Genomic DNA, 11,441 nt, shown 5'->3' on the forward strand with positions numbered 1-11,441 from the left:
TTTCGCTGCATTTTGAGGTGGGGGTCTTACTGCCCGTTAAAGCGGGATAAAATATACATTTTGATTATCTAATTCATTTTAGATGATCTTTTTTTATGAAAAACGATGAAAAATATAGAAGAAAGTGCAATTATTTATAAAAAATTATGCTTTAAATATTGTCATATTTGCTTCTTTAAGATATCCTTTTCATGAAGAGGTGGAAAACATGGAAAAAGTACTAGTTTTCGGGCATAAAAACCCAGATACAGATGCAATTTGTTCTGCAATTGCTTATGCAGAATTGAAAAAAGAATTAGGAATGAATGCTGAGCCTGTACGTTTAGGCGAAATCAGCGGTGAAACTCAATTTGCGTTAGACTATTTTAAAGTAGAAGGACCGCGTTTTGTTGAGACAGTTGCAAACGAAGTGGACAACGTTATTTTAGTTGATCATAACGAGCGTCAACAAAGTGCTAACGATATCGAATCTGTTCGTGTGTTAGAAGTTATTGACCATCACCGTATTGCTAACTTTGAAACAAGCGATCCTATTTACTACCGTTGCGAGCCAGTTGGTTGTACAGCTACAATCTTAAACAAAATGTACAAAGAAAACGGTGTTACAATTCGTAAAGAAGTTGCAGGTTTAATGTTATCTGCAATCATTTCAGATTCTTTACTATTCAAATCTCCAACTTGCACAGAGCAAGACGTAGCAGCAGCTCGTGAATTAGCAGAAATCGCTGGTGTAGATGCTGATAAGTACGGCTTAGAAATGTTAAAAGCTGGTGCTGACTTAAGCGGAAAAACAATGGAGCAATTAATCTCTCTTGACGCTAAAGAATTCCAAATGGGTAATGCGAAAGTTGAAATTGCACAAGTAAACGCTGTTGATACAAACGACGTTCTTGTACACCAAGCTGAACTTGAAAAAGTTATCTCTGCAGTAGTAGAAGAAAAAGGTTTAGACCTATTCTTATTCGTTGTAACTGATATCTTAACTAACGATTCTGTCGGTCTTGCGATCGGTAACGCAGCAAACGTTGTTGAGAAAGCATACAACGTAACTTTAGAAAATAACACTGCTACATTAAAAGGTGTTGTATCTCGTAAAAAACAAATCGTACCAGTATTAACAGAAGCATTCCAAGCTTAATTTTATTGCGTACAGATAAACAGCAAAGACAAGTAGTCGGATTGGCTACTTGTCTTTTTTTATCTTAAGAAAACAGAAAATTCAAATTAGGGAATGGGAGGATTGTGTATGTTTAATGATTTAGAAAATAACTTACAGTCACTTTTAGAGCGAAATATTACTTCTGTTTCAGAATTAGAGAGTTGGCTTTTGGATGAACGGCGTGTAACTGCTGAAATAGAAGAGGAGATAACAAGTAGTTTAATCGCCACGTATAGAGATACAAATGACAGAAATATACGTGATTTACATATGTATAATCAAAATACAATTCAACCAATTTTAAAAAGATACAATGCAAAATTTGACCAGAAATTTAGAGAGTGCGCGTTTTCCGACTTATTAGATGAGCAGAAATATGGATTTATGAAAAAAGTAAGATTAGTAAAAAGTAAAATATTTAATGACAAGAACATTACTCTTTCCGTTAAAGAGCAAGAGCTTATTACGAAATATAGAGAAATAATGTCTAACATATCTATTAATTGGGAAGGCGAGCAAAAGACATATGCATTTGTAAAAGCAAAACTAGATAACCCAAATAGAGTTATTCGTAAAAAAGCCTGGTATGCTTTATGTGAAGCAAGAAGTGTAGTGAAAATAGATATAGATTTTATTTTGAATGAACTTGTACAATTGCGGAATGAAATGGCTTTACATGCGGGATTTAATAATTATAGTGAATATGCTTTCAAACAAAAAAATAGAGATTATAGTATTGAAGAATGTTATAAGCTTCATGAATCTATAGAAAAGTATATTGTCCCCATTTGGAAAGGGTTAGGAAGTATTTCTAAAAAAAATCTCGGTGTAAAAAGATATCGTCCTTGGGATCTTACGCCGTGTAATTTACCAAGAGCTCCATTTCAAAATGCCATTGATTTATTGAATGGGGTGGAAGAAATGTTTCGGAAGACAGATTTATATTTTTATGAGAAATTTATTCATATAAGGAAAGCTGGATTTATTGACGTAGAAGAACGTGAAAATAAAGCACCAGGAGCTGTTTGTTTTACCTTGCCTCATAGTAAAGAGGTTTTTGTGTATTCTAATTTTAGTCCATCATTTTATGCAATTAATGCACTGATACACGAATTGGGGCATGCATTTCATTTTTATAAACAATTTAATAATGAAAGTAGCATGCAGGAAAGGTATCTCCGTGAAGAGGTGGCTGAGCTGTATTCTCTCAGCCTTGAGTTACTAGTAATGGAAAAGCTTAATATCTTTTACAAGCAAGAAGAATATAAAGAAGTGCAGCGAGTGCAATTATATCGTACTTTGTCTTTATTAATATCGTCAGTTGCAGGAGATGTATTCCAGCACTGGCTTTATACAAATCCAAACCATACATCAGAAGAGCGTGATAAGAAATACGCCGAACTATGCAAAAGGTATCAATATTCATCAGTCGACATTACAGGATTAGAGGATGAAATCAGTTCGAGTTGGTTAGAGACATTTCAATTTGTTCAGTTTCCTTTTTATAAAATTGAATACGCAATTGCACAAATAGGAGCAATGCAATTGTTTCAAATTTACCGGGAAGACCCAGAAAAAGCAATTGCTTTCTTTAAAGAAGGTGCGAGTGCAGATTGGAATTTATCCATACAAGAAATATATGAAAAAACAGGTGTTACGTTTGATTTTTCGGAAAAAAGAATAGAAAGTATTGCAAGGGTTATTTTGGATTTGATTAATGAATTATAATTGTTTATTTGTAGTTTTTTTCTTGTTTATATAAAATGTAATAATAGCTGTAATGAGGAAAATAGGTATAGCATAGGCTTGCCCAACAAACAACTTCCAGCCCACTTGATTATAGCCTTCAGACGCAAGAGCAATCATAGCGATTATGCAAACAATAATATAGAGTACTAGTGCAGGGATTATATTTTTCATTTGTTCACCTCCTTCTAAAGATGATACATTTTATTATTTATATACTTTAATTATCATTAAGGGCTTTGAAAAGTAAATATACCATTGTTTGTAGTATTATAATATTTACAAGGAGTGTACTATGTTTAAATAGGGGAATGGGTGTTCAAATCTTAAAAAAGTGAATTATTAGTAAAAAAAGATTATTATATGGTAAAATGTGTAATTTTTGTGTTTAATATCATTATATAGCATGTTGGGGGCAAAATGTATAAAATAATTAACTTTACTTATGCAGGAGAAGAGGTAAGAAATATATGAGAAGGTTATGCATAATTCCATGCGGAAAGAAGAGAATTTGGGATAAGTATCCAGATTATGGACCGATGGAGGCAAAAGATGTATATATTAGCCCGTTCGGAAAAGCATGTCAAGCGTATGCAACTATGTTTTTCGAGAATTGGGTTATATTATCAGCGAAGCATGGATTTTTAAGGCCAAATGATATTGTACTAGAAAACTATGATCTTGCGTTTGATTCAAAGAGCGATGAGATTATTAGTATGGAACAATTAAAACAACAGATGATAGAAAAAAATTTGTTTCAGTTTGATGAAATCGTTTTACTTGCAGGTAAGAAGCATAAGAAAGTGGTAACACAATTATATTTAGAAGAAATCATTACGTATCCGTTAGCAGGTTGTAAAGGGATTGGGTATATGTTGCAGAGGTTAAAAGGGGCAGTAGGGGAAGGTAAGGAATTATAATAGAAAGTACAAAAAGTGATTGGTCACGAAATTGGTCACATAAAGGAACTAAGAAAGATCATGAAATCTATCACAAATACTATAAATAAAGGAGGGAAGGTATAGATAGAAAAATTTTTAACAGTTCAGGAAATCGTGAACCTAGTTAATACAGGAAAAATTTAATATATTGTAAAGTTACATTAGGAAGGGAGAGATTATAAATTCCCTTCCTTCGATAGTAAATAATCAAATTGAAGTAGCAATCTAGACCACTCCAGTTCAGCTTGTCTATACCGATCGTAATAGTAGGCACGCAAGCCTTTATCGATGAGTTATACCGCTTAGGTGCTAAGAAAGTCGGTTTATATGTTGGGCATCATATGTATGCACCTTTTGGTATGGCAAATGTGAGATGTGAGTTTGTATGGATTCCACGTTATGGCGGTAATAAACCAGCATATCCTTGTGATATATGGCAGTACACAGAAACAGGAAATGTACCTGGTATCGGTAAGGGTGACTTGAATTCGCTTGTAGGGAGTAAGCCACTTTCTTGGTTTACTGAAGCAGGACAAAAGCAAGAGCAAGTACAAGCGCAGGTACCTAAACAAAACATTATTCAAACAGGAGCCTTTTCGCCGTATGAAGTGCTTAATGCTATGCAAGCTTTAACATCTGTTAAAATGACAGCGAACTTCAAATTAAAATCTGATGGCTTAACGTATTTTGTTTCGGAACCAACTTCAGATGCACAGCTTAAAGCGATGAAAGAATACCTTGACCGTAAAGGTTGGTGGTATGAAGTTAAGTGAGATATACTATGCAATAGCAAATGAAACCTATGTATACATGAAGTGAAAAAGGTTCTCTTAACCGAGAACCTTTTTATTTATCTCCAACGCCATTCTATTTCATTTGAATCAAAGTAGACGGCAGGTATTCCAATTCCCTCTAATTGATTATTTTTAGATACAAACCAATTGTTTTCATCCAATAGGATTGGATTTACATCATCTAAAGGCGGATTATTTTCATCTACCATTTTGTTAAGAAACTCTTTGAAATCAGAAATGTTATTAGTGAAATTAATATTTCCATACATCCAAAAACCATCACCATTTGTATTTGAAATGTCTCCTAAATGTATATCTTTAAAGTATAGTTTCATAGCGAATATCCCTCTCATTTCTTAATGTTAAAATATTTACTAGGAATTTCTCCTCTAATAAGGTATTCAGTATCTCTTTTAGTCCAATTTAAAGCGAGATTTTTCCAGTGGTCTGTAGTGGCGGAATCTTGTTTTATTAAACGTTCTATTTGCTTAGGGCTTAAAATAGCAACGTCTTTTACTTCACCTTCCCTAATCCCCTTTCTTAGAGCAGGTAAATCAATATCAATAATATTTTTACCATAATTACTTGCAACCTCAGGTTTTATCGAGAAACTAGTATAAGGACTATTATGTTTTGCTCCTCTGCGATATCCACCTAAGATATGTTCAGTTACAGTTACTTGTCGGCCTTTATACATCCCTTCTTTATTTGCTGGGATTAGGTTTCCGTTCTCACCAATATGTGGTTTACCGATACCATTTGGTCTTGTTGCTGCTTTTAAGTAATCTTCTCCTCGTAAAAGGTTTTTACTTTCTATTGCAGCATGCGTCATCTTAACGCCTTTTCCTACTTTAGCGAGTTTCCCGACTGGTGTAAGACCAGCTACTGCCATTCCACCCGCAAAGATTCTATCCCAGGTTGATAGTTTTTCACCAGTAGATGGATCAACACCATCCCACGCTCTTTTAATATCATACTCACCACTTATTTCACCAGCTATATCTCGAGCTAGTTTACCGCCATCAAAACCTTTTTCTTCAGAGGAAGGTTTACCACACATTGCACCTTCTTCCATTGTAACATTTTGATTATCTGCATTGCGGAATTTTTCAGCAATCCGTTGCAAGTCTTCTTCTACTTTTACAAGTGAATTGATAGACGTAAAAGCTTTTGGCCTCGCATCATTGAACATTTGAACGAATTGTTGATTAGAGACACCAATCCATTGAAAACACAATTGATCTATTTCGTTACATAAATTATTATGTATAGATTCTAATGCGATTCTGGTATTATTTGCACGATTAGCCACTTCTTCTAGCATTTCAGGTGTTACTTTGATTTGAACCATTTTTTCCTCCCTTTCCCCAATTAAAATTATGAGATAAAAAGAAAAAAATGTAAACATGGAAATTTTAGATTAGTATAATAATATTTATGTGAACTAAAATCTGCTTAATTGTAAATAAAGCCTATGTGTATGTGAAATAAAAAAGAGCCGTCCTGTGGGGCGGCTTTTTGGTTTCAGGTCATGTTTGTGAAGTTCATAAAAAATTTATTATTTATTGGACAAACTCCTTCCTCAATTATTTTGAAGAAGAATATTATGTAGTGATTATAAATTTTATAAAAAGGATTGATGAGAAGTTGCCAAAACCACCACCAAAACCTCCACTAGGTGTTTTTCCTGGAGGTTTTGGTGGTAATACTAATAATTGCAATGTCCTATGCAATGCAGTTGCAAGTAATTTAGCCCTAGCAAATGCTTTGAATGTAGACGGGGGTAGTATTAGTGTACATCTGGAATATAACGAAGTTCCAAACAAAGAAACAACACAAACGTTAATTTTCAGACGTATACGATTCAAGGTATAGATGAAGCAACTGGAGCGAACAAAACAGTAACTTGTGCCTTTGCATTCGCGAATTATGTTGACATGAAAATAAATTAGTTCGTGAAACGAAAATTAAAATAATCCATTGAATTTAAACTCAGCATTTAAATCGAAAGTATTCTTAAAACATAAGTATACTAAAACAAATATAATTTTATCTTTAATATTGTTGATATAATGTTAGTAGAATATAAAATACATATAGCTATAAATTAGGAGAAGTGTTCAATGTCAACATCAATCATTGAATCCGTTCAAACATCACTAAGTGAAACTGAGAAGTATACAGTTGATAGTGTATTGAATTACATAAAAAGGGAAAATACAAGTTATGCAATCTTATTAAATGGAGAATGGGGAAGTGGGAAAACTTATTTCTGGGAAAATGTATTAAAAGAAAAGATAACAAACATAAATAAGAAGATTATTTATGTATCATAATATGATGTTAGTAGTATAGAGGATATTTAAAGAAGAGATGGATAGTTTTCAATTAGAATTAAAAGAAATAAAAATTAAAGATCCACACATAGGGTTCATTAATGGGGATTATTGGCATAAAACTGATGCTGAATTTGAGGTGTTAGAACGAAATACATACAATCAATTAAAGAAAGGAGAAATACATTTCGCTTGGTATTTCAGAGCATATCAAATGTATGAATTTTTTAGGAGAAAGGGAATAATCTCCATAGACGAACAGGATTTAAAACAGGAACTTATGGAAGGGTTGAAAAAGGCTGGAGATAGAGGATCATATATCGAATATACATATACCATGTTTTTATTGACAGAATTTAGTGATGAGGAAAATGTTCCCCGAGAAAATCTTAACGAATTTAAAGAAATGATAAAAAAAATAAATGATGGCTTGAAAGTGGAAAAAGAAAAAAAGATGTACAATTTTTATTTGAATTAATGCGAACGGATTTCAATAGTTTTTCTAGAAATATGAGAGAAAACCAGTTGCAAATAAATATACCATTTTTCGCTCATTGTGATCCGGAAGAATTTTGTGCCACTATAATTAATTTGTCAGGAGATAATATTCAAACGATTAGAGGTTTTATAAGAAATCGAATAGAGTTAGTTGATGAAAATCATTATAGCTACTTACAAATGGAATTGCCTAATTTTAAAAAAATAAAGTTTAGATTGAATGCTGAAATTAAATCACGAAAGAAGACGCCTAGATTAGTATATTTAATGTGGTTGGTAGAAGATATTGACCGATTTGAAGATAAGGTGAAGGCTTTAAATAATACAGTTCAGTAACCTATATAAAGGATAAAATAAAAACTGACTTTTGGAGTCGGTTTTTATTTTATGTCAACGAATTCATCAAAGTTTAATCTTGTTTGCAACCCAAACGCTTCTGTATAATAAATCGTGTGACTTCAACTATACGTTAAAATTGTTAAATAATTATAATTATCTCTTTCAATACAACATTTTCACTAGATAGAAGATCCTTATATATTTAATATCCCAGTACTTCTTATTTTTTTAAGTTTTTAACAGTTGTGAAAATCAAAAAAATGTAGACCACCCAGGATCTACATTTTTATATTTTAAATATAAATTAACATTATTATTGATTAATTATTTTTGCGTTATCAATAATTCGAATATAAGTTTTCAATAAGTATTTTCAAGTATAAGTCTTCATTTTATGAAAACATCTGATTGAAACCACACCATATATTGAATGAAATACTCATCGATTTCTAATAATTATTGTTATAATTAAAGGTAATAATTTACTTTACAGGAGCGTGATTAACATAGCTATCTGGGACTTATTAAAAACAAAGCCGAAAAATGTTTAATGTGCTATCAAAGAGAGGCAGAAAGAGGATTGGAGCATATACATGAATCTATAGATTACAGTAGATATAGTCAATTTTTATCTGAAAGCTGGATAATAAAAAACCTTTATGTTTCATGATCAATTGGAAGAACATCATTCGAGAATGGCAAGCCGATTAGCAAACGAAAGGGCACTGGAATCAGGGGACGGTATTAGATCTTTTGATAAATTGGCTTGTGACATTTGTATCAATAGAAAGAAGGATGAACTAGAAGAAAAGTTTAAATATTCTTTCATGAACATGAATGGTGTCAAAACATATCCAGCGTCTTATTCAGGTAAGTTAAAATTAAATGATAATGTAAGTCCGGATATCGAAACATATAAATTATATAAAGATAAGTGGTTAACCATAAATAAAATGAAGTTTAATGCTATATGGGATGGATATGATGTAATATACAGTATCCGTTAGCAGGTTGTAAAGGGATTGGGTATATGTTGCAGAGGTTAAAAGGGACAGTGAAGGAAGAGGAGGAAATATAAGGATAGTTTCGGTCACCAGGATCTTAAATTTTATTTAGGGAGCTAAAACGTAAAATAGAGTTTTTAAGCATCGCCAAAAAGGTGATGCTTTTTGTTCGTGTCACCATTCAAGTTAATGCAATTTAGAGAACGAAGAATCAGATTTGTGAAGTGACATCACTTTTCATCGCGCTATTTGCGGGCAGTAAGACCTCCACTTCAAAATTCAGCGGAAGCAAAGAAGTTAGGTGGGGGTTGGGCTGTCCGTAAAAGCCCGATTGGTGAGGGCTGATTAAAGTTTCACTTTATATCGAAAACAATTTGCCTTCACCTTTAGAAAATGTAGGATGTATGGGGACAGTTAAGATTGTAAGAGGGAATAGCAATAAGACAAGTTTTGAATATGATATTAAGAAAGGAGATGTGGATAAATAATGGCCAGATATAGTTTGCACGGAGGACACAATAGTATTGTTCAAGGGGCTAATTTTGGGAATCGGAAAGAACACGTTCTGGATAGGCAAGTTAAAGATGCTGTGGCGACTAAGTTAAGATTCCTGGGACACACGGTTTATGATGATACGGACGAGGTAGGGACAACTCAATCACAAAATTTAAATAATATCATTCGGAATAGCAATTCCCATGCTGTGGATTTAGTTATTTCTTTTCATCTTAATGCAAGTGATGGAAATGGACAGGGTGTTGAGGTTTTGTATTATGATCAGAAAGATTTGGCGGCTAAAATCTCAGCTCAACTAGCAAAAGATATTGGATGGCGTGATCGAGGTGCGAAACAACGTACAGATTTAGCAGTATTAAATGGAACGAAGGCACCGGCTATTCTTATTGAATTAGGATTTATTGATAATGAATCCGACATGGCAAAATGGAATGTTGATAAAATCGCTAATTCTATTGTATTTGCTCTTACAGGACAAACTGGAGGAGGTGCAGCGGATTTGCTCAAAGTAAAAACTGGTGGTGTAGCATTTAGTAATTTACAAGTTTTGGCTCAGGCGATGGTTGATGCGGGTATTGATGGACAAATTGTCGTTCAGAAAGATGGAATTGGTTATGCTATAACGAATGGCTATCCGTCCGGAAACATCGATAAATTTACAGCTTGGTTAGACGCACGTAAATGGTACTATGAGTATTTGAGATAAAACGAAAATTAGTTTTTAATTATATTTAAGTAACTAATAATTATGTAACTATAAATATGGATAATGTATATGTAAAGTAGTACACAAAACCACCTGTCAGAAAGGTGGTTTTATTTATCCCGCTTTAACGGGCAGTAAGACCTCCACTTCAAAATTCAGCGGAAGCAAAGAAGTTAGGTAGGGAATCAACTACCCGTAAAAGCCCGATTGGTNNTTAAAGTTTCACTTTATCCCGTTTTAATGGGCGGTAAAATTAATACCTCAAAATTCGGATGAAGCTAAGAAATTAGCTGGGAATTGCAATGCTTGTAGCCTCCTACTGATTATAGTTTAGAGCTTTGTAAATCTTTACTTATTAAACCCGTAATAATATTTTATTTTCTTAATACATAGGCCGAATTTTAAATTATTACTAAATAATACAACACTTCTCATACTATTTATTAGATGATAATAGCAAAAAAGCAAGCTTTGAATATAATAACGAAAAAGGAGATGTTAAATAATGGGTTATATTGTAGATATTTCGAAATGGAATGGCGACATTGACTGGGATATTGCAGCACCACAATTAGATTTTGTAATTGCACGTGTGCAAGATGGTTCAAATTATATAGATCCTTTATATAAAAATTATGTACAAGCAATGAAAGCAAGAAATATTCCGTTTGGTAATTATGCGTTCTGTCGTTTCGTTTCAGTAGAGGATGCACGGATAGAGGCGAGAGACTTTTGGAACCGTGGTGATAAAAATGCAACAGTTTGGGTAGCTGACGTAGAAGTAAAAACAATGAACGATATGAGAGCGGGTGCACAAGCCTTTATTGATGAATTACGCAGATTAGGAGCTAAAAAGGTTGGTTTATATATTACTCATCATATGTATGAACCATTTGGAATGGAAAATGTCAATTCTGATTTTGTATGGATTCCTCGTTATGGTGGTAACGAACCGGCGTATCCATGTGATATTTGGCAATACACAGAAACAGGGAATGTGGCTGGTATCGGCAAGTGTGATTTAAATAAGCTGATTGGAAATAAGCCGTTAGCTTGGTTTACAAATCAAATTGTTGAGCCGATAAAAAAACAAGAAGGGGTTGGAATTATAGTGAATAAATATAATAAAGTAGTTACTTATGAATTTGGTGTAAATTTAATTCCTGACATAATTCAAATGATGGATAAGCTTGGATATACTTCTAAAATAATATCTCGTGGAGATAACCGAGGGCTTGTGTATTTCGAAACAGATTATCGTCAAGGGAACGAACTGGACAAAGCAACTGCTTGGTTAGATACGAAAGGAATTAAATATTTTTATACAAAAGAGTAGTTTGCTAAATAAAAAGCCGTCATGTGACGGTTTTTTATTTTTATCTCGCTTTAATGGGCAGTAAGA

At 33.1% G+C, this 11,441-nt stretch carries 13 protein-coding genes and 2 pseudogenes; 12 read left to right on the top strand and 3 right to left on the bottom strand.

Features of this window, described 5'->3' with window-relative positions:
• The first annotated feature begins 208 nt into the window (after positions 1-208).
• Together ppaC and COL05_RS29480 are read left to right on the top strand one after the other, a co-directional pair.
• Positions 209-1,138 (top strand): manganese-dependent inorganic pyrophosphatase, encoded by a 930-nt coding sequence (gene ppaC / locus COL05_RS29475; RefSeq protein ID WP_098671187.1) that lies wholly within the window; start codon positions 209-211, stop codon positions 1,136-1,138.
• 108 nt (positions 1,139-1,246) lie between these two features.
• Positions 1,247-2,887, top strand: coding sequence for a M3 family oligoendopeptidase (locus tag COL05_RS29480; protein WP_098671188.1), 1,641 nt, complete (start codon positions 1,247-1,249; stop codon positions 2,885-2,887).
• On the opposite strand, the gene COL05_RS29485 is transcribed toward COL05_RS29480, so the two are convergent.
• Positions 2,882-3,079, bottom strand: coding sequence for a DUF4017 family protein (locus tag COL05_RS29485; protein WP_098671189.1), 198 nt, complete (start codon positions 3,077-3,079; stop codon positions 2,882-2,884). The two genes, COL05_RS29480 and COL05_RS29485, sit on opposite strands and share 6 nt — an antisense overlap.
• Before the next feature lie 296 nt (positions 3,080-3,375).
• Between COL05_RS29485 and COL05_RS29490 the strand changes: the two genes are divergently transcribed.
• Entirely contained in the window at positions 3,376-3,825 is a 450-nt protein-coding gene (locus COL05_RS29490; RefSeq protein WP_098671190.1) for a DUF6884 domain-containing protein, read from the top strand.
• A gap of 290 nt (positions 3,826-4,115) precedes the next feature.
• Positions 4,116-4,619, top strand: a pseudogene (locus tag COL05_RS29495) (N-acetylmuramoyl-L-alanine amidase C-terminal domain-containing protein); the annotation flags it as partial.
• A 77-nt stretch (positions 4,620-4,696) separates the two neighbouring features.
• Here the strand turns inward: COL05_RS29495 and COL05_RS29500 are convergent.
• Positions 4,697-4,975, bottom strand: a complete 279-nt coding sequence (locus tag COL05_RS29500; protein WP_098671199.1) for a hypothetical protein — start codon at positions 4,973-4,975, stop codon at positions 4,697-4,699.
• A gap of 14 nt (positions 4,976-4,989) precedes the next feature.
• The gene (locus COL05_RS29505) at positions 4,990-5,991 is read right to left on the bottom strand and encodes a WXG100 family type VII secretion target (RefSeq protein ID WP_098671191.1); all 1,002 of its coding nucleotides are present in this window, start codon (positions 5,989-5,991) and stop codon (positions 4,990-4,992) included.
• A 167-nt stretch (positions 5,992-6,158) separates the two neighbouring features.
• Here COL05_RS29505 and COL05_RS29510 point away from each other — a divergent pair, with 167 nt between their 5' ends.
• The 8 genes and pseudogenes from COL05_RS29510 to COL05_RS29540 all read left to right on the top strand — a co-directional run bounded on the left by COL05_RS29510 (position 6,159) and on the right by COL05_RS29540 (position 11,375).
• Positions 6,159-6,515 (top strand): hypothetical protein, encoded by a 357-nt coding sequence (locus COL05_RS29510; RefSeq protein WP_098671192.1) that lies wholly within the window; start codon positions 6,159-6,161, stop codon positions 6,513-6,515.
• A gap of 248 nt (positions 6,516-6,763) precedes the next feature.
• Positions 6,764-6,976: a P-loop NTPase fold protein gene (locus tag COL05_RS29515; RefSeq protein WP_098671193.1), complete on the top strand. Its 213-nt coding sequence runs from the start codon at positions 6,764-6,766 to the stop codon at positions 6,974-6,976.
• 37 nt (positions 6,977-7,013) lie between these two features.
• Positions 7,014-7,454: a hypothetical protein gene (locus COL05_RS29520; RefSeq protein ID WP_098671194.1), complete on the top strand. Its 441-nt coding sequence runs from the start codon at positions 7,014-7,016 to the stop codon at positions 7,452-7,454.
• A gap of 32 nt (positions 7,455-7,486) precedes the next feature.
• Positions 7,487-7,810, top strand: a complete 324-nt coding sequence (locus tag COL05_RS29525; RefSeq protein WP_180233493.1) for a hypothetical protein — start codon at positions 7,487-7,489, stop codon at positions 7,808-7,810.
• 698 nt (positions 7,811-8,508) lie between these two features.
• Positions 8,509-8,820: a hypothetical protein gene (locus COL05_RS29530; protein ID WP_142337724.1), complete on the top strand. Its 312-nt coding sequence runs from the start codon at positions 8,509-8,511 to the stop codon at positions 8,818-8,820.
• A pseudogene (locus COL05_RS32480) lies at positions 8,805-8,891 on the top strand (DUF6884 domain-containing protein); the annotation flags it as partial. The gene COL05_RS29530 and the pseudogene COL05_RS32480, both read left to right, overlap by 16 nt.
• 413 nt (positions 8,892-9,304) lie before the next feature.
• Complete coding sequence (locus COL05_RS29535) at positions 9,305-10,039, top strand: N-acetylmuramoyl-L-alanine amidase (protein ID WP_098671197.1); 735 nt, start codon at positions 9,305-9,307, stop codon at positions 10,037-10,039.
• Positions 10,040-10,544: 505 nt separating this feature from the next.
• Positions 10,545-11,375, top strand: a complete 831-nt coding sequence (locus COL05_RS29540; protein ID WP_098671198.1) for a GH25 family lysozyme — start codon at positions 10,545-10,547, stop codon at positions 11,373-11,375.
• The last annotated feature ends 66 nt before the right edge of the window (positions 11,376-11,441 follow it).

It is taken from the genome of Bacillus sp. AFS059628 (genome assembly GCF_002571225.1).
In the GTDB taxonomy this organism is placed as follows: Bacteria; Bacillota; Bacilli; order Bacillales; family Bacillaceae_G; genus Bacillus_A.

What these genes read in the sequence shown, in the direction of transcription:
- ppaC (WP_098671187.1), top strand. Translation starts at nt 209, where the DNA reads ATGGAAAAAGTACTAGTTTTCGGGCATAAAAACCCAGATACAGATGCA.
- COL05_RS29480 (WP_098671188.1), top strand. Translation starts at nt 1,247, where the DNA reads ATGTTTAATGATTTAGAAAATAACTTACAGTCACTTTTAGAGCGAAAT.
- COL05_RS29485 (WP_098671189.1), bottom strand. Translation starts at nt 3,079, where the DNA reads ATGAAAAATATAATCCCTGCACTAGTACTCTATATTATTGTTTGCATA.
- COL05_RS29490 (WP_098671190.1), top strand. Translation starts at nt 3,376, where the DNA reads ATGAGAAGGTTATGCATAATTCCATGCGGAAAGAAGAGAATTTGGGAT.
- COL05_RS29500 (WP_098671199.1), bottom strand. Translation starts at nt 4,975, where the DNA reads ATGAAACTATACTTTAAAGATATACATTTAGGAGACATTTCAAATACA.
- COL05_RS29505 (WP_098671191.1), bottom strand. Translation starts at nt 5,991, where the DNA reads ATGGTTCAAATCAAAGTAACACCTGAAATGCTAGAAGAAGTGGCTAAT.
- COL05_RS29515 (WP_098671193.1), top strand. Translation starts at nt 6,764, where the DNA reads ATGTCAACATCAATCATTGAATCCGTTCAAACATCACTAAGTGAAACT.
- COL05_RS29520 (WP_098671194.1), top strand. Translation starts at nt 7,014, where the DNA reads ATGGATAGTTTTCAATTAGAATTAAAAGAAATAAAAATTAAAGATCCA.
- COL05_RS29525 (WP_180233493.1), top strand. Translation starts at nt 7,487, where the DNA reads ATGAGAGAAAACCAGTTGCAAATAAATATACCATTTTTCGCTCATTGT.
- COL05_RS29530 (WP_142337724.1), top strand. Translation starts at nt 8,509, where the DNA reads ATGGCAAGCCGATTAGCAAACGAAAGGGCACTGGAATCAGGGGACGGT.
- COL05_RS29535 (WP_098671197.1), top strand. Translation starts at nt 9,305, where the DNA reads ATGGCCAGATATAGTTTGCACGGAGGACACAATAGTATTGTTCAAGGG.
- COL05_RS29540 (WP_098671198.1), top strand. Translation starts at nt 10,545, where the DNA reads ATGGGTTATATTGTAGATATTTCGAAATGGAATGGCGACATTGACTGG.